The organism is Ruminococcus sp. AF17-22AC (genome assembly GCF_003460065.1).
Lineage (GTDB): Bacteria > Bacillota > Clostridia > Lachnospirales > Lachnospiraceae > Blautia_A.
The window spans coordinates 142,765-164,534 of record NZ_QRXT01000003.1 but is presented as its reverse complement, the minus strand read 5'-3'; the positions used below and the strand labels follow the sequence as shown (position 1 = coordinate 164,534).

The window sequence follows — 21,770 nt, the reverse complement described above, 5'->3', positions numbered from 1 at the left end:
TGGTTCTGTTTTTTATTTTATATTATCATAAATATGTGTGTGAAACACGTTATCTCTGATAACTGCTTAACGCTTTTCACTGAGGAACATGGTCATGCTTCTTCCTTCGATCTTCGGAGCTTTCTCTACGACTGCGATGTCTGTGAGAAGTTCTGCAAAATCATCCAGAACATGTTTGCTGCTTGACATATGTGCCATCTCTCTTCCACGGAAACGTAATGTGACTTTTACGCGGTCGCCCTTGGAGAGGAATTTTCTCGCTGCATTGACTTTTGTCTTCAGGTCGTTTGTATCAATGTTAGGAGAAAGACGTACTTCCTTGATGTCGATTGTTTTCTGTTTTTTCTTAGCTTCTTTTTCCTTACGGGAAAGCTCATAACGATATTTACCGTAGTCGATAATCTTGCACACCGGTGGTTTTGCCTGTGGCGCGATCTTTACAAGATCCAGTCCGGCCTCCTGTGCCTTTGCAAATGCTTCTCTGGAAGACACGATACCGAGCTGTGCTCCGTCCGGTCCGATCAAACGTACTTCTTTGTCTCTGATCTGTTCGTTAATCATTAAATTGCTAATTGTAGTACACCTCCATACCTGTAAATGATAAACCTGACTCTCAAGTCACCCTCTGCGTTTGCGAAAACAAAAAAGAGTATGGACAGACTCCACACTCTACTATATCCAGACGCACAAAAAATCATGTGACGTCTACAGCATTAACTGCTGTGCTGCGATATATAAACCCGAGCCGCATCAACACGTGCGCTGAGGTGAGAGTGTAACTCTGCTTTGTTTTCTCCACGTACTTGTATAAGATATCATGTCTTTTATATGATGTCAAGTTTTTATTATATTATTTTTTGTATATTTTTCTTCGACCTGCAAATACTACTTTTTGCATGGATCTTTATGATTATGTTATTTTATCTGATCAAGGAGGTTACAAACATGACTATTCTGAACTGTTCTGCAACAAAATGTATCTACAACGACAACAAACTCTGTTCCCGCGGTGATATCGAAATCACCGGTGACAACGCACACCGTGCTGATGAAACAAGCTGCGGAAGCTTCCGCGACCGTACGACAGCTGCCATGCAAAACAGCGGTGCCGAACACTGCGGCTGCGAAAAGATCAACATTGACTGCAAAGCACAGGAATGCACCTACAACAACAAATGTAACTGCACCGCCTCCGCCATTGATGTAACGGGATGCAGTACCGATGGCTGTAACGAAACAAAATGCAGCACCTTTGCCTGTAAATGCTGAAAATCAAATACCATGATGTAATGCCAAAAAAAAGAGACGCTGTTGATACAGCGTCTCTTTGTCTGTCGAATTGATTTATCTGTTTCTTAAGAAATCCGGGATCTGGATGTCCTTTTTCTGTACAGTGCTGGTCGGGACTTTACCTGTGTAAGAACCACTGTTCATAGTCGGAAGGCTGAAGCTTGGCATAGTCATATTGCCAGCCGGAGCTGCAGAACCTGTTGTGGATTTACGTACGGTAAATGGTGTCGTATTACTTCTGCTTCCAAATGGAGTTGCCTTTGCTGTTGTATCGGATAATCCGGTAGCAATAACTGTGATTCTTGCATAATCTGCAACAGAATCATCATACATGGCACCAAAGATGATGTTTGCATCTTCGCCTGTCAGTTCCTGTACATAGCTTGCTGCATCGTTTGCATCCATAAGAGAAATATCACCGGAAATATTGATGATAACATGAGTTGCTCCCTTGATGGTTGTCTCAAGAAGCGGGGAAGCTACTGCCTGCTGAACAGCTTCCATGGCTTTGTCGTCTCCTCTTGCTTCTCCGATACCGATATGCGCAATACCTTTATCTGTCATAACTGTCTGTACATCGGCAAAGTCAAGGTTGATCAGTGCCGGCAGATTGATCAGGTCTGTGATGCCCTGAACTGCCTGCTGCAGAACTTCGTCTGCTTTGCGGAGTGCTTCCGGCATCGTTGTACGGCGATCTACGATCTCCAGTAATTTGTCATTCGGGATGACGATCAGTGTATCAACAGCTTTCTTCAGATTTTCGATTCCGGAAAGAGCATTGTTCATACGTGTCTTTGCTTCGAAACGGAAAGGTTTCGTAACAACACCTACGGTGAGGATTCCCATTTCTTTGGCTGCTGCTGCGATTACCGGAGCAGCACCTGTACCGGTACCACCGCCCATACCACAGGTAACGAATACCATGTCAGCGCCTTCAATCAACTGTTTAACTTCTTCTATGCTCTCCTCGGCTGCCTTCTGGCCAACTTCCGGCTGTGCGCCTGCGCCGAGACCCTTTGTAATCTTTTCACCAATCTGAAGTACTGTTGGAGCCTTGCAAAGTGTCAGAGCCTGTTTATCAGTGTTTACACCAACAAATTCAACTCCTCCGATGGCTTCTTCAACCATTCTGTTTACTGCATTATTTCCAGCTCCGCCCACGCCGATTACAATAATCTTAGCGGAGGACTCAGCTTCATTCGACATAATCTCTAACAATGTACTTCCTCCTTTATTTTCCTGACATTAGCGTATCAGGCTACATATAGATATATCATATATTTTTTTTTTGAATTAATCAACCACTATTTTGGTTTTTTTATACTTTTTTCACGATTATTCGCCATGTACGGCTATTCGTAATCACTTTCATCTGAGTATCCGGAATCCCATCCATCATACTCTCCGTAAGACTCATCGCTGTAACTGTCATCTTCTGAATAATCCTGGTCTTCATCCGTTTCATCCGAGTTATCGTTTTCAGACCCATCAGAACTGTCGGTGGAATCCGTACCGCTGTTTCCCGCATTGTCCGGCATCGGCCCTACATAATTGCCGTCCCGGTCATACTCGCTGACACCGTCGAAGCCGCCGGATTCGTTGTAGCCGCCCTTCCAGTCTCCGAAACTGTCGATCAGTTCCTGTGTCGGTTCTGCGCCAACGTAGTTCAGATCCGCGTCATATTCACCGGAACCTGTATAATCGCCTTCTTCATCATAGCCACCAATCCAGTTTTCTTTTGCATAATCAAGCTCTGTCTTCGGTTTCGCTCCGACGTATTTGCCATTCTCATCATATTCACCGTCACCGGTATAATCGCCATTCTCGTCGTAACCGCCTGTCCAGTTCTCGGCTGTCACTTCTTCCTCTTCCTTCTCAAAGGTAACGGTCTTGGAAGATTCCGTGACATTCTCCATATGAAGGATTCCCTTCTCACCGGTGATCTGCGGAAGGATTGCAATCGTCCGACTCATTTTATCCTCCAGATAGCGGTCCTTGCCAAGTTTTACCGTAATATCACCGTATATCAGATTAATCGAGTAATCTTCATCCAGTTCAATATAATCCGGTATCATGTCATTTTTTGCAAAGATTGTGGATAACGCAACTGCTGTATTCAGTACTGTATCCTTGATTGGAATCTTCTCATTCATAACAGTCTTCTTGACGGTAATGCCCTCGAAATACGGTACAGATTCATCTCTCGTCCTGCTGCTTTCAATAAATTTGCCATTACGGTCAAAGTAAATATAACTGTCAAGATATGGAATACAGCCGACTACGTTTTTTTCTTTCACACCGATCACGATGGAATTTCTTCCGGAACGGCTTACAGAATACGATTCCACATATGGCACATTCTCCACTTTTGCTTTGGAGCATGTGATCGGCGCCAGTATTGAATTCGAGGAAAATGCCCCTGTCAGAATCATTTTCTTCAGCTCTTTCTTGCTGTAGTGGGTATTTTCCATAACTTCGACATGCGTTACATGAAAAAAAGAAAAGAAAAAAATAATCCCGGTGAGCAGAATTGCCCCAACTGCCAGCCCGGTCTTTTTCGCTGCACTTTTTGTTAATTTAAATTTTTTATAATTGGATGTTCTCATAAAAAACAGTACCTGTATCCTCTGTTATCAAACCGCCTAATTTCTTAAAGTCGCCGCCTATGTCCTCATATCCGCGCCGGATAAAAGAACAGTCGCGTATCACAGAACTTCCCTCTGCTGCAAGCGCCGCCACCAGAAGTGCCGCGCCTCCCCGCAGTTCCTCTGCATAAACACAGTTTCCATGCAGCTTTCCTCCGCAGACAATTGCTGTGTTTCCGTCCACCCGAATATCTGCGCCCATTTTGCGTAGTTCATGGCAGACCTTAAAACGGTTTTCAAATATATTTTCTTTTATTATACTTTTACCGGGAACAGTTGCCAGAACCGCCAGAAGCGGTGACTGCAAATCTGTGGGGAATCCCGGATAGACCTCTGTCTCCAGAAACGGAAGGGAAAAACATACCCGGCTTCCGTCCGCTATTAGTTTACCACTGTTCCATTCATATTGTCCACCCATTTTCCTATATACTTGAAGGAAGGTATCCAGTTCCCCCTCCGGTGCATTCTCGATCACGATGTGTCCTCTGGTAGCGGCGGCTGCGCAGATATACGTACCGGTCACGATCCGGTCCGCCGGAATCTGCATCTTCGTACCACAAAGTTTTTCTGTTCCCTCGATGCAGATACAATCCTCTCCTGCTCCTTCGATCTTTGCCCCCATTGCATTCAGAAAACGGCAGAGCCATACGATTTCCGGCTCTCTGGCACAGTTTCGAAGCGTGGTAGTACCTTTTGAAAGCGTCGCACACAGAATCGCCTGTTCTGTTGCCCCGACACTCCTTTTCGAAAAAACAATTTCCGTCCCGCAAAGCTTTTTACAGGAGACCGTTATTTTTTTCTCTTCTTCTTTTATTTCCGCCCCAAAACGCCTTAATACATAAAGATGAAGATCCACCGGTCGCTTCCCGATCACACAGCCGCCCGGATAGCCTATCTCCGCCTGCTGATTTCTGGCAAGAATCGGTCCCAGAAGAATGATTGAACTGCGCATCCTGCCGCTGTATATTTCCGGCACATGACTTCCGTCTGCATGGGTACAGTCCAGATACAAATCATGGTCTTCCCACCATGTTTCCGCCCCCAGCGCGCGTAAAATTTCTTCCATATAAAAAACATCCGTAATTCGCGGACAGGCTTTCAGTACATTGATGCCACGATAAAGAAGCGCTCCCGCCATCAACGGCAGCACCGTATTTTTAGAACCCTGAACGGTTATATTTCCATGAAGACAGTTTCCCCCGATTACGTGAATTTCATCCAAACATTCCACTCCCTCAGGGACTCTTGCTGTTATTATATGCAAAAGACCAGATCCCGTTCATTTCCAAGCGGAATCTGGTCTTATGAAATCAATATTTATTGCCCTGCCACAGCGATTACAGGTTTCTGACATATTCTTTAAACATATCTCCGCGCTGTTCATAGTTGTCAAACTGTCCCCAGCTTGCACATGCCGGTGAAAGAAGAACGGCATCTCCCGGATTTGCCTTTTCTGCACATACCTTTACTGCCTCTTCAAGGTTTTCACATAAGATGCACGGACATACACCGAGGCGCTCTGCTGCCTCTTTGATCTTATCGCGTGTCTGGCCGATCAATACCAGATAACGTACTTTGCCGTCGAAGGCATTCAGCCATTCATCATAGCTGGAACCTTTGTCATAACCGCCGCCGATCAGAAGTGTCGGACGGTTCATTGCCTGAATGCCTTTGATTGCAGCATCCGGATTGGTTCCCTTGGAATCGTTATAATATGCAACACCATTTTTCTCTGTTACATATTCGATACGATGCTCCACTGCAGTAAATTCACAGATGCTCTTACGGATGCTCTCCACCGGAACACCTGCATAATATGCCATTGCAGATGCAGCCATGACGTTTTCGAAATTGTGCTGTCCGAGAAGTTTGAGCTCTCCGGTATGCACCAGCGGAATCTCTTCTTCAGAAGTTTTCAGGATGATCTGATCACCATCCAGATAAATTCCCTCTTCAAGCTTACGTACACTTGAGAAATATACAACCTTCGGAGTAATATTCTGACCAAACTCACGAAGGACCGGATCTTCATAGTTCAGGATACAGAAATCATCCGCTGTCTGGTTCTTAACGATCAGTTCTTTTACACGAATATATTCTTCCATCGTATGATGTCTGTTCAGATGGTCTTCGGTGATATTAAGGATTGCGCTGACCTTCGGTGCAAATTCTTCGATTGTCTCAAGCTGAAAACTGCTGATCTCCGCTACTGTCGTAGTATTATCCTGCATCTCCAGTGCTTTGGAAGTATATGGAGTACCGATGTTTCCGACAACAAAAACAGAATCTTCTGCATCTCTCATGATCTTACCAAGCAGTGCAGTTGTCGTTGTCTTACCGTTTGTTCCGGTAATTGCAAGCACTCTTCCCTTACCTGTGCGATAAGCAAGCTCGACTTCTCCCCAGACCGGAAGCCCCTGCTCATAAAAGCTCTTTACGATCGGGATATCAGTCGGTACACCGGGACTTAATACAACCAGATCCAGTGCTTTTCTTACTTCTTCCGGAAGCTCTCCCGCATATACGCTGATATCTTTACAGTGTTTTACTTTATGTACTACAGCCTCTTTGTCGAGGTCTGCATTTCCATCATAGATGATCGGCTCTGCACCAACCTGTCCGAGAAGCTCGGCTGCACCGATCCCGCTTTTGCCGGAACCGAATACAAGCACCTTTTTTCCCTGTAAATTCATAATAATTCCTCCTTGTGACATTTACATTGCCAGAAGTGCGATCAGACACATAACTGCGGTGATCACAGAAAATACGGCAACAATTCTTGTCTCTGACCATCCACACAATTCAAAGTGATGATGGATCGGCGCCATCTTAAAGATACGTTTTCCGTGAGTTGCCTTAAAATACGTAACCTGAATCATAACAGACAGCACTTCTACAAGATAGATCAGTCCGATCAGCAGAATAAACAGCGGCATCTGCATCATGTAAGCAGCACCTGCAACAAATCCGCCCAAAGCCAGAGATCCTGTATCACCCATAAAAACTCTTGCCGGATATACATTGAACAGAAGGAATCCCATCAGTCCTCCGACTACCGCTCCTGTCACCGGCTCGATACCACTTCCCATACCAATGGAAACAACAGTAAAGAAAACTGCAACGATCAGCGTTACGCTGGATGCCAGACCGTCAAGTCCGTCTGTAAAGTTTACACCGTTTACGGTACCGATCACAGCAAAGAAAAGAACCGGGATCGCCAGCCAGCCAAGATTCAGATAATGATTCGGCCAGAACGGGATACGCATCGCAAGATCCACATTTGTATAGTTCAGTATATAATATACAAAGATTCCGGTTACAACAACCTGAAGACCGAATTTCTGCCATGCCAGAAGACCATCAGAACGTCTCAGTACTACCTTGAGATAATCATCCAGAAAACCGATGATACCAAATCCCAGTGTCAGAAACAGTACCGGAATCACGTTCGGATAATCTTTTGCATAAAAAAGGGTCGTCACCACGGCTGCGATCAGGAAGATCACACCTCCCATGGTCGGAGTACCTGCCTTCTTTAAATGTGACTGTACACCTTCTACACGCTCTGTCTGTCCCATCTTGAGTCTTCTCAGAAACGGGATGACGATCGGTCCCAGAATCACACTGATTACAAATGAGATCAGTACCGGGAATACAACTTGAATATTCATCCTCACACCTCTTATCATTCTTTCGTTTTTTATCACGTTTGATTATACGGCTTTTACGTAGATTTATCAACCCTCACGTGCCGGACTGTCTGTGATTTCCACTGTTTTTTGCCGTTCGATTCCAAGATATGGAAGTACATTTTCAAAAATGCTCCGTACGACCGGTGCCGCGATCGTGCCTCCATAATAGATTCCCTGCGGATCATGGATAATGCAGAGTGCCAGCACCTTCGGATCATCGGCAGGTGCAAATCCGAGAAATGAGGAAATATAACGGTTTGCGCTTCGTGGAAGTGTCTGGGAAGTTGCAGTTTTACCCCCGATCCGGTACCCCTCAATTGCAGCATTTTTGCCTGAACCTTCGGATACGACTTTTTCCAGTATCATACGCACAGTTGCCGAAATATCTTCCGGAAGGATTCCTGTCTCCACCGGGTGTTCAAGTTCTCTGACTGTTTCTCCACCGGGATTCTCAACTGCCACTCCAAAATGCGGAGTGATGCGGCGTCCTCCGTTGATCAGGGAACATACGGTTGTTGCAAGCTGGATAGGTGTGATCTGAAATGACTGACCAAAAGAAACCGTTGCCAGTTCCACCTCTCCCATATTTTCCATCTTATGCATAATCGTTCCCGCTTCACCCGGAAGGTCAATGCCAGTTTTCTTCAAAAGACCAAACTGTCGGAAATAGCTGTAGTATCTTTCTGCTCCGAGGCGCAGTCCCACTTCAATAAACACAGGATTACAGGAATTTTCCGCTCCCTGTATGAAGTTCTGTGCTCCGTGCCCCCGCCGGTTTGCACAATGGATTCGCCGGTCTTCTACCAGCTTATAGCCCGGGCAGTAAAAAGAATCATTGACAGAAACGACACCTGCTGCAAGTCCGGCAGACATCGTGATGATCTTAAATGTGGAACCCGGCTCATACGTATCGTTCAGACATGGATTCCTCCACATCTGATTGAGCAGATCCTGTTTTTCTTTCTCACTCATTCTATCAGTACTGACATCTGTATTCAGTGTAAACGGCTCATTCAGGTCAAACTCCGGCACATTGACACAGGCATAAATTTCTCCATTTTGCGGATTCATAAGCAGAATAGAAACGCGCTCTGCCTGTTTTTCTTCCATAACTTTTTTTGCTGCCTGTTCCGTATATTCCTGAATACATGCATCCAAGCTGATCCGAAGATTGTATCCCTGCTGTGGCTCTTCTCTGTTTTCACCGATTCCGTCCAGTTCAATCCCTCTGGCATCTGTTGTCGTCAGAATCTTGCCTGCTTCTCCTTTCAGGATTTCATCATACTCTGCTTCCAGTCCGATAATGCCCTGATTATCACCGCCGGTAAATCCCAATACCTTGGACGCCAGATCCCCAAGCGGATAATAACGCTTATAGTCTTCATCCACTTTTATCCCGGCAAGTCCGGCATTTCGGATTTCATCACCGGTCTCTTTCTCCACATTTGTTTTGATCCGCTCGATGGAAGAAACTTTTTCCACCCTTTTGCGCACAGTTTCTTCCGATATCCCCAGTTTTTCCGTAAGCAGGTGGATGACTTTTTCCGGCTCTTTTATCTGACTGTGTATCACCGAGACCGTACATACAGTTTTGTTCGCCGCAAGTACTTTTCCGGTCGTATCCAGGATCTTTCCTCTTGCAGCCTTGATGTCACGCTCCCTCTCATGCAGATTCTCTGCTTTTTCATAATAATAATCCGATCGGAATCCCATCAGATAGACTAGCCTTCCAATGAGTCCCGCCGTCATCGCCATGCAAAGTAAAAAGACGATCCATACTTTTCTTTTGTGAAACGTATAATTTCTTTTATAAAATGCATTCTTTTTTTGCACAAAAAATCCCCCGGGCAATGTCATAATAATATATGACACGTTCCCGGAGGATACTTCTGTTATTTTATTTAGTCAAGTCCGGCCTCTTCGTTGGTAATTCCTTCACTTTCCATATCATTGTTCTCTGTTGTTTCGGACTCATCCTCTTCCGGAGGGGCCGGTACATTTGTATCGGAAATTGCCTCTTTCAGTGTGTCTCCGGACGATGAATCGCCCGTCGATGTGATAATGTGTGTAGATAAAATATACTCGCCGTTATCGTCAAGCTTATGTTCTCCGTTGTCATCCAACAGATAGCCATTCTCATCGATACGGTTGCCTTCCAGATCCACACGGTTTCCGTTTCCGTCTACGAGATTCCCCTGTTCATCTACACTACTTCCGGATACATCTACCAGATTTCCTTTGAATTTTTCCCAGAGTTCTGTCTCCGGTACACTTCCGTCTTCGGATTCATCCGGAGCGACATTCAGGTACGGAAGAAGTTCTGAAAGAATACCCTGTGCGATATACTGTGGATATTTACTGTCTGCCTGATCTTCTGCATTTGGTTCATCTACAACGACATAGAGAAGTACCTGCGGATCATCTACCGGTGCAAATGTAATAAAAGAAACCAGATATTTGCCGTTGCCTCGCGGAAGTTTTTCTGCTGTACCGGTCTTACCGCCTGAACTGTATCCCTCTACCTTAGACGTACGGCTGGTACCTTCCTGCACACTGGCTTCCATGTAAGAACGGATATCTGCGGAAATCTCAGAAGATACAGTCTGTTTCATCAAAATCGGATCGATCTTTTTGACCGTGGAACCGCTGCTGTCACGAATTTCTGTCACGAGATGCGGCTGATAATAGGAACCGCCGTTAATAACCGAACACATCGCATTGATCTCCTGGAGCATCGTACAGGTAAATCCCTGTCCAAATGCAGAGCAGGCAAGCTCGGTCTCTCCCATTGTCTCTTCTGTATGAATTACACCGGAACCTTCATTTGGAAGATCGATACCGGTACGGGATCCGAAATTAAATAACGTCTGCGCTTTCAGGAACTGTTCCGTTCCCATTTTGGCTGCGATCTGCATCATTGCATCATTACAGGAGTTCGCGATTACATCACGAAGCGCTTCTGTACCATGCGCATCCGGCCATACCGCACACTTGATGTATGTATCACCATTTGCACCAAATGTCTGTCCACCGTCACAGTTGAATGTATCTGACTCAGAAATTCTACCCTTTTCAAGCGCCCCTGCCATGACGATCGGTTTTACTACAGATCCGGGCTCATAGGTTTCGGTAATGCAGAAATTGCTCCACATGGAGTTCAGCGCTTCTACCGTCTCCTCATCATTCATCGCGGCGATTTCTTCTTCACTGTGTTTACCGGACAGATCACGCGGATTATTCAGATCATAACGGTCACCGCCATCCATGGCAATGATTTCACCCGTCGAAGGCTTCATTGCGATCACACCGATATTCTTAGCTCCCATTGCAGTTTTAAATCCATTGACATATTTTTCAACAATCTGCTGTGCACCGACATCCAGTGAAGTGACTATACTCTGTCCGTCTTTTGGATCGATGATTGTCTGCTCTACATCGGAATTGTCATTGATATATCCATACTGGCGGCCATCAGCGCCCATCAGAGTACTGTTATAGTAGCTTTCCAGACCTACATCGGCGGTGTCACGTGCCAGAGTAAATCCTACTGTATCGCATGCAAGATCATTAAAAGGATAAGTACGAAGATAATCTTCTTCAAACCATACGCCCTTGACATTGCTACGCTCTGCTTTCTGTGCATCTGAGAGTTCGCTGTCCTCTCCCGGTGTCTGATAATCTTCAAATGCTTTCTTTTCATCCATGGAAATCTGTTTTTTGATTATCTGGTACTGGCTGTTTTTTGTATCTTCTGCCGAAAGCTTCGAACGAATATCTTTTTCGTCCAGCCCAAGAACATCCACCAGCGCCCTCACGGTAGGCTCTACATAATCCTCATCGGAATTGACGGTTTTGCAATCCAGAATCACATTGTAAACCTTCTGGCTCGTTGCAAGAATGTTGCCGTTCCGGTCGTAAATATCACCACGTTTGGCCGGAAGCACATTGCTCTCGTATTTCTGCTGCGCCTGTGTCAGCACCTGTTTCTTGTATTTTTGCCCGCTTGTAGCATTGATGTATGTGATTCGCCCCAGCAAACAAACTAAAGCTAGTAACACTACTGCAAATAGTCCTACTAGCTTTCCTCTCATCAAGTGATTAATTTTTTTCTGAGGTTTCCTGTGATTCCTCTGTCTGGTATTACTCAAATTCTCACCTCTTGTTTAATGCACATCCTGATACTGTCTTACATAACTGTTACTCGGCATGCTGTATGTCTTTTTCTGGTCATCTGTCGGATAATTCATACCCAGACGACCGATTGCGAGTTTTTTGATGGTGTTCAGGTCTACATCAGAAGTCACCTGACTTTCGTATGCATTGTTATCTTCTTTTACCTGAGATAATTCTGTCTCCAGAACTGCGACAGTCTTCATTTTGCCTGTAAGATCTGATTTGAGCTGCAGATAATTCACACAACAAAAAAGTACTGCCACACTGACAACTGCAAGGAACAGTACAAAACCACGTCCCATACTCTTTGCTTTCTCTCTGTTTCTCTGTGTCTCCCGGCTGAGCTGACGGGATTTCTCTGCTGCGCGTTCCTCGCGGACACGTTTGGCTGTCTGCACTCCTGCTGTCTGATATTTTCTTGCAGGTACTTCCTGAAGTCTCCGTGCGGCATTTCCGTCCACGTACATTCCGCGGACATTTCCTGCGTTTGTTCTGTTTTTTCTGGATGTGACCGCTCTGTTTGTCCTCTCCATCTCTGACTCACAACTTTCTATCTAAATTACTTCTTACTTCTATTTCTTATATCTTCGCTCAAAAATTCTCAGCTTTGCACTTTTTGATCGCGGATTTTCTTCCATCTCGACCTTACTTGGCAGGATTGGTTTTCTTGTAATGACTTTTCCTTTGGATTCCTTACCACATACACATACCGGGAAATCCGGCGGACATGTGCACGGGTTTTCATTTTTGCGGAAAATCGTCTTTACGATCCTGTCCTCCAGTGAATGGAAAGTGATGATGCAGATTCTTCCGCCATCATCAAGCAGATCAATCATACCATCCAGGGATTCTCGAAGGACATCCAGTTCACGGTTCAGTTCGATTCGGATTGCCTGGAAAGTTCTCTTTGCAGGATGCCCTCCGGTCGCCTGAATCTTCATCGGAATGGACTGACGGATAATCTCTGTCAGTTCTCCGGTTGTCTGAATCGGTGCCTTTGCTCTCGCAGCCACAATATGCTTCGCAATATTTTTTGCAAATTTATCTTCTCCGTAATCACGAATGATCCGGTAAAGTTCTTTTTCGTCGTAGCCATTGACAATGTCAGCAGCTGTGCGACTCTGTCTCTGATCCATTCTCATGTCAAGCGGTGCATCTACCCTGTAGGTAAAGCCACGTTCTTCGTTATCCAGCTGATAAGATGAAACTCCCAGATCAAGAACGATTCCATCGACTTTCTGAATGCCCAGATTCTTAAGTTCATTTACCATGTAACAATAATTGCTGCGAATGATCGTCACTCTGTCCTCATAGGCAGCCAGTCTTTCACTCGCAGCAATTATCGCATCTTGGTCCTGATCTATGCCAATAAATCTCCCCTTGGCAGAAAGTCTCTGACACACTTCACTTGCGTGCCCCGCTCCTCCCAGAGTTCCATCCACGTAGATGCCATCTGGTCTGATACTCAGACCTTCAATGGTTTCATCCAGTAATACAGATTTGTGTTTAAATTCCATATCCGTCTCCTGTGGGATTTCTTTCCGGCGTAATGCTTAGATGATGATACCCATATCCTGCATTCCCTCTGCGATACTGTCCATATCATCATAATCGCAGTTCTCGCTCCACTTTTCTTTGCTCCAAACTTCAATGCGGTTCAGATTTCCGGTAAGTACAACGTCTTTTTCCAGACCAGCAAATTCCCGTAACGTCTGTGGTACAAGGATTCTCCCCTGCTTGTCCAGTTCACAGTTTGTCGCACCTGCTACAAAGAAACGTGTGAAGGTTCTGGCGTTTTTATTTGTAAGTGGTAAGGCTCTGAGTTTTTCTTCAAAGGCTTTCCATTCGTCCATCGGATAAATAGAAAGACAACCATCAAGTCCCTTGGTCAGTACGAACTCTTCTCCCAGGAGTTCCCTGAACTTGGAAGGGATGATCAGACGCCCCTTCGCGTCGATTGTATGATTGTATTCGCCCATGAACATTTTACTCACCTACTCTCTCAGATACGATTCTCCCCTTCGTATCCTCGGATGGAAACGGTGGAATCTGCCACATTCCCTCCATCTGCCACCACTATTCACCACTTTCTACCACTTATATTGCCATTCTACCCTATTTACCCCTAAATTACAAGTGGGAATCGTAGATTTTTTCCAAACAATTCAGTACTTTGAAAGTATTATTTTGGTTCTGTTAGAACAAAGCGGACAAGTCCGCTTCAAACTCCCTGAATCCCTCAATCTTTGAGGGACTTGCTACGCTTTGCGCGCCAGATGCAGTCTGCTTTAGCAGACATATTCCTCATGCATCTGGTCGCATCCTCGCGGAGCGTTTTTGTGTAACAGGAACATTACGGAGTAATTTCCTGTTACACAAAAAAAGCTCCCCACGTCATAAACATGGAGAACCTTTTGCTCATTTATTCAGTTTGATCATGATCCGATCCAGTTTCCGGCTGAGCGGAAGCTGTTTCTGAAGATCCTTCCTGCTTTTGATCTTCCGGTTCAGTCTGCTCTGAAGGTGCCGAAGTCTCCGGCCTGTCCAGAATTTCTTTAAATTCATCCTGAACATTTTCAAAGTTCTGAACATTCCCGAGTCTGCTTTCATCTGTGTTTTCGTCCGGCACATATGCCTCCTCTCTCCTGCGGCTGCGAAGTGCATTTCGTTTTCTGGAGAGGATATGACGTACCGAAGCCGTCACTCCACAGACCAGAAAGAGCACTGCAGATACAAGAAGGGAAACGGATATTTTAGTTCCCGGAATATACAGGCTGTCCGTGCGGAGCCACTCGATTCCACATTTACCCAGTCCGTATCCGGCAAGATAACAAAGAAAAATTTCTCCCTGAAAACTTTTTCTTCTGCCAAGGATCAAAAGAACGATCAGCAGAAGAAGGCACCAGATACTCTCATAGAGAAACAGCGGATGTACCTGTATAAAAGGTTCATCAAGTACCATCACCAGATTGTCCCTCATCTGTTTGGTCACTGCGCTGCTGTGGACCGATTCCAGTGGAATCTGCATTGCAAACAGACTGTCTGTGTACTCACCAAAGGCCTCTCTGTTAAATGCATTTCCCCATACACCTATTATCTGCCCTGTCAGCAATCCTATACTGACAGTATCTGCCATTTGCCCAAAAGAAACTTTACGTATCTTACAGTAAATAAATCCTGCCAGCGCGCCGCCGAAGATCCCTCCATATATTGCAAGTCCGCCCCCACGGATATTGATGAGTTCTGTCCATGGCTTTCCGCTGAAAGACTCCCACGAAAATGCAAGATAATACAATCTTGCACCGATCAACCCGCCGATCAGTGAGATAAGTACCATTCCCAGATAGAGATTCGGGTTTTCTTTATGCTTTCTGACCTGAAGCATTATAACTGCAAGTCCGAAAAGCATTCCAACCGCTACCAGTATCCCATATACTGTGATCTCAAATCCGAAAACCGTAAACGACTTATTCATCCCCTCAAAATAAGCACTGATATTAGGAAATCGAATTGAAAGATTCATAAAACACCTTCCCTTATTCCGGATCTTAACCAAGATCCTTTATCTGCAATCCATTATACATTGAATCTGAACAGTATCACATCACCATCCTGCACGATGTATTCTTTACCTTCCATACGTACAAGACCTTTTTCTCTTGCACCTGCATAGGAACCACAGTCAAGAAGATCCTGATAATTGACAACTTCTGCCTTAATGAATCCTCTTTCAAAGTCTGTGTGGATCTTACCTGCTGCCTGAGGTGCTTTTGTTCCGGTTTTGATCGTCCACGCACGTGTCTCATCTTCTCCGGATGTCAGAAAGCTCATCAGTCCCAGAAGACTGTAGCTTGCTTTTACCAGCTTCTCAAGACCGGATTCTTTCAGTCCGAGATCCTCGAGGAACATTTTCTTTTCGTCATCATCCAGCTCGGAAATTTCTTCTTCGATCTCTGCACAGATTACGAAAACTTCGCTCTTCTGCTCTGCTGCGTACTTTCTTACTGCCTGTACATAATCGTTGGACGCACCGTCATCTGCCAAATCATCTTCGCTTACATTTGCGGCATAGATCACCGGTTTCCATGTAAGAAGATTGTATGTTCCCATCCATCCTTCTTCATCCTCACTCTCAAGTTCCATAGTGATCGCCATATTACCGTCTTCCAGATGTTTCTTGACTTTCTGAAGGAAATCAAGCTCTTTGGCAGCTTCCTTATCCATACGTGCAGTCTTGGTTACTTTTGCAATTCTTCTTTCAAGAATTTCGATATCAGAGAAAATCAGCTCAAGATTGATCGTCTCAATGTCGCGAAGCGGATCAATACTTCCGTCTACGTGAATGACATTCGGATCTTCAAAGCAGCGCACTACATGTACGATTGCATCTACTTCACGGATATTTGCAAGGAACTGGTTGCCAAGACCCTCACCCTTGGATGCACCCTTTACCAGACCCGCGATATCAACAAATTCGATAACAGCCGGTGTCACCTTCTTAGAGTGGTAAAAATCTCCGAGCAGTTTCAGTCTTTCGTCCGGAACAGTAACCACACCGACGTTTGGGTCGATGGTACAGAACGGATAGTTTGCGGATTCTGCTCCTGCTTTTGTCAGTGAATTAAACAGTGTACTTTTGCCTACGTTTGGCAGACCTACGATTCCAAGTTTCATTTTCTATATTTCTCCATTTCGTATTTTATTATTTGAAATTTATACTCATACAATTTTATCACACACCGGAAGAAAAGTCCATATCTCCCTCCTGTCCGGCTTTCAGTCTTCTCTCAGAATAAACTTACGTATGATCTCTGCCACACCATCATGATTATTGTCATGCTCAGTAACATAATTTCCATATTCTGCGATACCCGGATATGCATTACACATAACGGCACCGACATGAGCAGCTTTCAGCATTTCAATGTCGTTCTGCGCATCTCCGGCTGCAACGGAATTTTCAATCGGTACGTCCACATAATCGCAGAACCATCTGACCGCAAAGCCTTTTGAAATACCTTCCGGGACAATCTCCTGATAACGGTCATTGGAAAAAAAGCTGTGCACTTCTCCTGTCAGCGGTTCAATTACTTCTCTCTGAAATTTCAGATTTTTAGCTCTTTCCTCTGCTCCTGAGGAAGAGATTGCAATAAGCTTATATGGATCTTTCGGTACCACTGCCGCCGCATCCGCCACAATTTTATATGGAAGGTGGTTCACAGCCGAATACTTTCTTAATTCCTCCGTATCCCGTACAGCAAGAATCTCTGTATCATTATATCCCTGAATGTGCAGATCACGTTTCAGTGCCTCATTTATGATCTTCACTGCAATTTCTTTCGAAAAAGTCTTACCATAAACGGTTTTTTCATGATATGGATCATAAATCTGTCCGCCATTAAAACAGATCACGTAACAGCCTTCTTTATCAAGTCCCGCCTTTGCAGCACAGACCTTGGCACTTGCAAGCGGTCTTCCCGTGCAGACCACGATCTTGTGTCCCTTTGCGAGGGCCTCATCGATAGCCGCCTGATTTCCCGGGGTAACTTCTTTTGCATCGTTTAATAATGTTCCATCAAGATCTGTAAATAAAACTCTTACACTCATTTTTTCAAATATCCTCGTATCTTTTCTTCATTCATCTGTTCGCCTATGACAATCAGCACATCCTGCCCTGCTTCCAGCGGATGCATAGTCAGCTCATGGACTGTCGCATTCAGCTCCTGCCATACATTTTCGTCTTTCAAAAATCCCTTGATACGGAAGACTTGTCCGCATTCTGGGTCTCCAAAAATCTCCCTTACCGCCTCTTTGGCTTTCATTGGAGAAATTCCTTCGTCCATCAAAAACAGTGACTGGAAGATCTCGTCCTGCTCTATATACATTTTTTCATAATCTTCGACCTGATAACCGGATTCCAAAATTTTTTTGTAATCTTTTTCGGAAAAATCTTCCCAGTCTCCACAGATCACTTCATCTTTCAAAGCTCTTTTGCAGTGAATTTTCTCTAAAGCACGGTTGATATGCGCAACCGTTGCCTTTATCTGTCCCTCTGATGCCTGCTGCGTACGGCTCAGCAAAATGCAGCCCGCATTTGCCGCTTCCGATGCCAGAATATAGTCCGCACCTTCTGAAAGATTTTCTTCCAGACACGCATCCACCACGGTAATGACATTTCCGATCTGATACCATTTATCAAGGGGTTCCTCGTTCAATGCGTCAAAAAAATCATCAACATCAAAAATCCCTGACGGTTCGATCAGCACACGGTCATATCCACACATTCCCATTGCGATAAGTTTTGTGCGAAAACGTCTCCGATAACAGTCTTTATCACATCCGCCCGCAACCATTTCCAGTTCGCAGTTCGCGCCTTCCAGTTCCCGGAGGAGCATCATATCTACATTGATCGCCCCGAAATCATTTTCCAGTATCCCGATATTCTGTCCCTGTTCCATCAGATAGCGCGCATATTGTTTTATAAATGTAGTCTTTCCCGATCCGAGAAATCCTGTGATCAGATCTACCTTTACCATACTGCTCCTCTTTCTCTGCTTTTCATTTTATATCTTTATCTCCTCGCGGATCTTTTCGGCAAACATCCGGTGTCCTTCCTCCGTAAAATGCACTCCATCATAAATGGTCGGAATTTCCCACCCACTTGCATCTGTAAAAGCAACACCTACCCGACGCGCGATCCTCTGATATTCTTTTCCGAGATTCCGGGATTCCGTAAGAAGTTCCGGCCGGTCCACCCACGCTCCTTCCTGCATCGCAGGAGGCGCAATCAGCCGGAGTTTCATTTTACGGCTTGCAAGCCCCGCTTCCTCCATAAGCCTTTTCAGGAAACGTTCCATACGTTTTGCCACATCTGCCGCTGTAAAATCCGGATTCTCAAGAAGATCATTTGTCCCGAGCATTACCCAGAGCCACACCGAATTCGGACGTCTGTGCCAGTCCCTTACCTGATCACAGGCAAACTTCACAGTGCTTACAGTATGTGGAATACTTCTTCCATTCACTCCGTGATTCTCAATCTTCCAGGATGTCTCCGTCTCAAGGATTCCAGTCCAGCGGACATCCTTCGGATAGCGTCCTTCCATCTGATCATGTGGATCATAACCATACGTATTTGAATCTCCATAGCAGATAATTGTTCCCGGCATATTCTCCCTCTTTTCCTAATGGGTCATCCCAGTTGTCTTCCCAGTATTTTTAATTTTTCCCGCCGATCGCGGTAATCCGGCAGTTCTTTTTCGACTACTGCCCAGAAACGCGGCGAGTGATTCATCTCTTTGCGGTGCGCAAGTTCATGAACAACTACATAATCCAGAAGTTCAGGCGGAATCAGAACCAGTTTCCAGTTAAAATTCAGATTTCCGGCCGAACTGCAGCTTCCCCACCGGGTCTTCTGCTCCCGGATCGTAATGCGGTTATACGTAACTCCCATACGCTTCGCAAAATATGCCGTACGCTCCGGAAAAATTTCCTTTGCCCGTAGTATACCATTTTGCTGCTCTTCTTCTGTAATGATATGTATCTGTTCTCTGTATTTTTCAACCTTTTTCTGCTGCATCCGAATCCAGTCTTCATGCTCCGTTATAACTCTCTCTATCCTATATTTCGCCAGACGAAGCGGTGCCCGTACGATCACGCCGCCATCCGGCTTTACCTGAATCGCCAGAGATTTTCTTCTGGAACGTATCAGCTCATATTCTGTCAAAGCTTTTTCCACTCCGTTCTGTTGTCAGTCTCTTGTCATCAGCATCAGAAGAGTTTTTCCATCAAATGACACGACTGCTTCTTCCGCTTCGATCTCATTGCTGACAGTCAGTCCACTGTCCGAAACTCTGAGATGATAGTGATTAAGCGGATACTTAAATCCCACAAGCGTCAGCCCCGGCATATCGCCCTCAAGAGAAAAAAATGACACATATTTTCCAAACTGCGTTTTCTTCTTAAGCACAGTGCCACTCTCTATCAGTTTCATATAATTCCACTGATCGATCAGCGTGATATCTGCGCCACGCTCTCTGCCAAGCACCAGCAGTCCGAAATTTGCAATCAGATGGTCGATTCGATTACCGGTTGCTCCAAAAATCGTGATGTTTTTCGCCCCTCTGTCAATTGCAAAGTTCACCGCAGACTGCGTATCAGAATCATCTTTTTCCGGTTTCAGACGTACGATTTCTGTTTCCTTCAAAGTATTCAGGTACTTCTCTCCGGCAGAAGAAAGACTGTCAAAATCTCCAACAGCTACATCCGGTACCCAGTCTGTTCCGACAAAAAATTCCACCCCTTTGTCTGCTGCAATCAGGCATGCATTTTCTTTTTTATTTTTCTGTAAAAAATCGAGGGCAAAATCTCTCTGGATATTGCCCCCGCTTACGATGATCACATCTTTCATATTGTTCCTCAATCGATCTTTTCGCTGATCTCTTTCATTCTTTTCTGGATCTTATGCACGTTGGACTCCAGATCACCGTTGAATACATAAGAACCTGCAACAAGAACATTTGCCCCTGCTTTCATAGCGGTTTCGATCGTTTCATCATTGATTCCGCCATCTACCTCTATATCAACATTCAGCTCTTCTCTGTCAATAATTTCTTTCAGTTCTTCAATCTTTTCTGTACACTCTGTCAGATATTTCTGTCCACCGAATCCCGGCTGTACTGTCATAATCAGTACCATATCAACATCTTCCAGAAGGTGACTGATGTCATTAACCGGTGTAGCAGGCTTTATGGATACTCCGACTTTTACACCGGCATCCTTGATCAGTTCAATTGCCCTTTCAAGATCTTCACAGGCCTCTGCATGTACTGTGATAGAATCCGCTCCACATTCTACGAAATCCTGAATGTAGCGCTCCGGTGCAGAAACCATCAGATGTACATCAAAAAACATTCTGGATTCTTTGCGGATTGATTTGATCACCGGCATTCCGAATGAAATACTTGGTACAAAATCTCCGTCCATTACATCAATGTGAAGCCATTTGACTCCGGCCCTTTCAAGAGTCTGAATCTGTTCTCCCAGGCGATTAAAGTCTGCGGACAAAATTGAGGGGCACAATCGATACTCCATTTAATATCTCCTTTTCTCTTTTAATTCTTCATATAAACTAAGATAATCTTCATATCGGATGCTGCTGATCTTTCCGTCCTCGAATGCTTCTTTTACTCTGCATCCCGGTTCATGAATATGCCTGCATCCCTGAAATCTGCATTCTTCATCATATTTTCGAAACTCCGGAAAATAATCTTTCAGATCCTGCTCTTCCATATCTGTCAGATACAGGGAAGAAAATCCCGGCGTATCCATAAGAAACGTATCTTCTCCGACAGGAATAACCTGCGAGTGGCGTGTCGTATGACGTCCTCTTTTCAGTTTCTTACTGATCTCACCCGTCTCCATCTGCACCTCTCCCTGTAAAAGATTGGTCAGTGATGATTTTCCGACTCCGGACGGCCCGGCAACTACAGTTGTCTTTCCTTTCAGAATCTCATGGATTTCCTCCAGCCCCTCCTTTTCGAGGGCACTGGACAGAATCACATGATAACCGCAGTTTTTGTAAGTTTCATAAAGCTCTGTCACTTCCTGCTCCGATGCAAGATCTTTTTTATTAAAACAGATCACTGCCGGAACATCTGACTGTTCCATCATGATCAGGAAACGGTCCAGAAGCATAAAATTCGGTTTTGGATTTTCCATTGCAAAGATCACAAATGCCTGATCCACATTTGCCACAGCCGGACGGATCAGCGAATTCTTACGTGGAAGAATCCTGATCAGATTTCCGGTGTGTTCCTGTTCATCAAGAACTGTAATCTCCACATTATCGCCTACCAGCGGTTTCTGGTTATCTTTACGGAAGATTCCTTTTGCCTTACATTCATAAAGCATCTCATCCTCTCCGTATACATAATAGAAACCGGCAATTCCTTTTATGATTTTTCCCTGCATG

The 21,770-nt window shown here is 44.9% G+C and carries 21 protein-coding genes; 1 reads left to right on the top strand and 20 read right to left on the bottom strand.

Features of this window, described 5'->3' with window-relative positions:
• Nucleotides 1-66: 66 nt before the first annotated feature.
• On the bottom strand, nt 67-561 hold the full coding sequence (gene infC / locus DWW86_RS06040) for a translation initiation factor IF-3 (RefSeq protein WP_015541984.1): 495 nt from the start codon (nt 559-561) through the stop codon (nt 67-69).
• A gap of 384 nt (nt 562-945) precedes the next feature.
• On the opposite strand from infC, the gene DWW86_RS06035 reads away from it, so the two are divergent.
• Entirely contained in the window at nt 946-1,269 is a 324-nt protein-coding gene (locus DWW86_RS06035) for a DUF1540 domain-containing protein (RefSeq protein ID WP_072521993.1), read from the top strand.
• A 75-nt stretch (nt 1,270-1,344) separates the two neighbouring features.
• Here the strand turns inward: DWW86_RS06035 and ftsZ are convergent, their stop codons facing one another.
• The 19 genes from ftsZ to rsgA form a co-directional block, all read right to left on the bottom strand.
• On the bottom strand, nt 1,345-2,508 hold the full coding sequence (gene ftsZ, locus DWW86_RS06030) for a cell division protein FtsZ (protein WP_330392822.1): 1,164 nt from the start codon (nt 2,506-2,508) through the stop codon (nt 1,345-1,347).
• A 134-nt stretch (nt 2,509-2,642) separates the two neighbouring features.
• Nucleotides 2,643-3,896: a cell division protein FtsQ/DivIB gene (locus DWW86_RS06025; RefSeq protein WP_117942571.1), complete on the bottom strand. Its 1,254-nt coding sequence runs from the start codon at nt 3,894-3,896 to the stop codon at nt 2,643-2,645.
• Nucleotides 3,877-5,157 carry a UDP-N-acetylglucosamine 1-carboxyvinyltransferase gene (gene murA / locus DWW86_RS06020; RefSeq protein WP_117942570.1) on the bottom strand — a complete coding sequence of 427 codons (1,281 nt, stop codon included), beginning with the start codon at nt 5,155-5,157 and terminating at the stop codon, nt 3,877-3,879. Before murA ends, DWW86_RS06025 begins: the two co-directional genes overlap by 20 nt.
• A 115-nt stretch (nt 5,158-5,272) precedes the next feature.
• A complete protein-coding gene (murD, locus tag DWW86_RS06015; protein WP_117942569.1) occupies nt 5,273-6,628 on the bottom strand; it encodes a UDP-N-acetylmuramoyl-L-alanine--D-glutamate ligase in 1,356 nt (451 codons plus the stop codon).
• A gap of 21 nt (nt 6,629-6,649) precedes the next feature.
• Nucleotides 6,650-7,606 (bottom strand): phospho-N-acetylmuramoyl-pentapeptide-transferase, encoded by a 957-nt coding sequence (gene mraY, locus DWW86_RS06010; RefSeq protein ID WP_117942568.1) that lies wholly within the window; start codon nt 7,604-7,606, stop codon nt 6,650-6,652.
• A gap of 66 nt (nt 7,607-7,672) precedes the next feature.
• On the bottom strand, nt 7,673-9,460 hold the full coding sequence (locus tag DWW86_RS06005) for a peptidoglycan D,D-transpeptidase FtsI family protein (protein ID WP_502696635.1): 1,788 nt from the start codon (nt 9,458-9,460) through the stop codon (nt 7,673-7,675).
• Nucleotides 9,461-9,528: 68 nt separating this feature from the next.
• On the bottom strand, nt 9,529-11,685 hold the full coding sequence (locus DWW86_RS06000; protein ID WP_286187658.1) for a penicillin-binding transpeptidase domain-containing protein: 2,157 nt from the start codon (nt 11,683-11,685) through the stop codon (nt 9,529-9,531).
• A 105-nt stretch (nt 11,686-11,790) separates the two neighbouring features.
• Nucleotides 11,791-12,333, bottom strand: a complete 543-nt coding sequence (locus tag DWW86_RS05995) for a hypothetical protein (RefSeq protein WP_083585504.1) — start codon at nt 12,331-12,333, stop codon at nt 11,791-11,793.
• A 39-nt stretch (nt 12,334-12,372) separates the two neighbouring features.
• Nucleotides 12,373-13,317 (bottom strand): 16S rRNA (cytosine(1402)-N(4))-methyltransferase RsmH, encoded by a 945-nt coding sequence (rsmH, locus tag DWW86_RS05990; RefSeq protein ID WP_072521999.1) that lies wholly within the window; start codon nt 13,315-13,317, stop codon nt 12,373-12,375.
• Nucleotides 13,318-13,353: 36 nt separating this feature from the next.
• Complete coding sequence (gene mraZ / locus DWW86_RS05985; protein ID WP_015541975.1) at nt 13,354-13,785, bottom strand: division/cell wall cluster transcriptional repressor MraZ; 432 nt, start codon at nt 13,783-13,785, stop codon at nt 13,354-13,356.
• Between the two features lie 437 nt (nt 13,786-14,222).
• Nucleotides 14,223-15,323, bottom strand: coding sequence for a prolipoprotein diacylglyceryl transferase (lgt, locus tag DWW86_RS05980; RefSeq protein ID WP_117942566.1), 1,101 nt, complete (start codon nt 15,321-15,323; stop codon nt 14,223-14,225).
• Nucleotides 15,324-15,376: 53 nt separating this feature from the next.
• Nucleotides 15,377-16,474, bottom strand: coding sequence for a redox-regulated ATPase YchF (gene ychF, locus DWW86_RS05975; protein WP_072522001.1), 1,098 nt, complete (start codon nt 16,472-16,474; stop codon nt 15,377-15,379).
• A gap of 102 nt (nt 16,475-16,576) precedes the next feature.
• Entirely contained in the window at nt 16,577-17,407 is an 831-nt protein-coding gene (locus DWW86_RS05970; protein WP_117942565.1) for an HAD family hydrolase, read from the bottom strand.
• Entirely contained in the window at nt 17,404-18,336 is a 933-nt protein-coding gene (locus DWW86_RS05965; RefSeq protein ID WP_117942564.1) for a GTP-binding protein, read from the bottom strand. The genes DWW86_RS05970 and DWW86_RS05965 overlap by 4 nt, the downstream gene beginning before the upstream one ends.
• 27 nt (nt 18,337-18,363) lie before the next feature.
• Nucleotides 18,364-18,966 carry a GDSL-type esterase/lipase family protein gene (locus DWW86_RS05960; protein WP_117942563.1) on the bottom strand — a complete coding sequence of 201 codons (603 nt, stop codon included), beginning with the start codon at nt 18,964-18,966 and terminating at the stop codon, nt 18,364-18,366.
• Between the two features lie 23 nt (nt 18,967-18,989).
• The gene (locus DWW86_RS05955; RefSeq protein ID WP_117942695.1) at nt 18,990-19,523 is read right to left on the bottom strand and encodes a M48 family metallopeptidase; all 534 of its coding nucleotides are present in this window, start codon (nt 19,521-19,523) and stop codon (nt 18,990-18,992) included.
• A 24-nt stretch (nt 19,524-19,547) separates the two neighbouring features.
• Entirely contained in the window at nt 19,548-20,207 is a 660-nt protein-coding gene (locus tag DWW86_RS05950) for a thiamine diphosphokinase (RefSeq protein ID WP_117942562.1), read from the bottom strand.
• Nucleotides 20,208-20,215: 8 nt separating this feature from the next.
• Complete coding sequence (rpe, locus tag DWW86_RS05945) at nt 20,216-20,890, bottom strand: ribulose-phosphate 3-epimerase (RefSeq protein WP_072522006.1); 675 nt, start codon at nt 20,888-20,890, stop codon at nt 20,216-20,218.
• Complete coding sequence (rsgA, locus tag DWW86_RS05940; protein WP_117942561.1) at nt 20,891-21,769, bottom strand: ribosome small subunit-dependent GTPase A; 879 nt, start codon at nt 21,767-21,769, stop codon at nt 20,891-20,893. It abuts the gene before it with no gap.
• Between the last annotated feature and the right edge of the window lies 1 nt (nt 21,770).

Bases quoted from the DNA above. Each gene is read 5' to 3' on its own strand.
- infC (WP_015541984.1), bottom strand. From the start codon at position 561: ATGATTAACGAACAGATCAGAGACAAAGAAGTACGTTTGATCGGACCG.
- DWW86_RS06035 (WP_072521993.1), top strand. From the start codon at position 946: ATGACTATTCTGAACTGTTCTGCAACAAAATGTATCTACAACGACAAC.
- DWW86_RS06025 (WP_117942571.1), bottom strand. From the start codon at position 3,896: ATGAGAACATCCAATTATAAAAAATTTAAATTAACAAAAAGTGCAGCG.
- murD (WP_117942569.1), bottom strand. From the start codon at position 6,628: ATGAATTTACAGGGAAAAAAGGTGCTTGTATTCGGTTCCGGCAAAAGC.
- mraY (WP_117942568.1), bottom strand. From the start codon at position 7,606: ATGAATATTCAAGTTGTATTCCCGGTACTGATCTCATTTGTAATCAGT.
- DWW86_RS05995 (WP_083585504.1), bottom strand. From the start codon at position 12,333: ATGGAGAGGACAAACAGAGCGGTCACATCCAGAAAAAACAGAACAAAC.
- rsmH (WP_072521999.1), bottom strand. From the start codon at position 13,317: ATGGAATTTAAACACAAATCTGTATTACTGGATGAAACCATTGAAGGT.
- mraZ (WP_015541975.1), bottom strand. From the start codon at position 13,785: ATGTTCATGGGCGAATACAATCATACAATCGACGCGAAGGGGCGTCTG.
- lgt (WP_117942566.1), bottom strand. From the start codon at position 15,323: ATGAATCTTTCAATTCGATTTCCTAATATCAGTGCTTATTTTGAGGGG.
- ychF (WP_072522001.1), bottom strand. From the start codon at position 16,474: ATGAAACTTGGAATCGTAGGTCTGCCAAACGTAGGCAAAAGTACACTG.
- DWW86_RS05970 (WP_117942565.1), bottom strand. From the start codon at position 17,407: ATGAGTGTAAGAGTTTTATTTACAGATCTTGATGGAACATTATTAAAC.
- DWW86_RS05965 (WP_117942564.1), bottom strand. From the start codon at position 18,336: ATGGTAAAGGTAGATCTGATCACAGGATTTCTCGGATCGGGAAAGACT.
- DWW86_RS05960 (WP_117942563.1), bottom strand. From the start codon at position 18,966: ATGCCGGGAACAATTATCTGCTATGGAGATTCAAATACGTATGGTTAT.
- DWW86_RS05950 (WP_117942562.1), bottom strand. From the start codon at position 20,207: ATGAAAGATGTGATCATCGTAAGCGGGGGCAATATCCAGAGAGATTTT.
- rpe (WP_072522006.1), bottom strand. From the start codon at position 20,890: ATGGAGTATCGATTGTGCCCCTCAATTTTGTCCGCAGACTTTAATCGC.
- rsgA (WP_117942561.1), bottom strand. From the start codon at position 21,769: ATGCAGGGAAAAATCATAAAAGGAATTGCCGGTTTCTATTATGTATAC.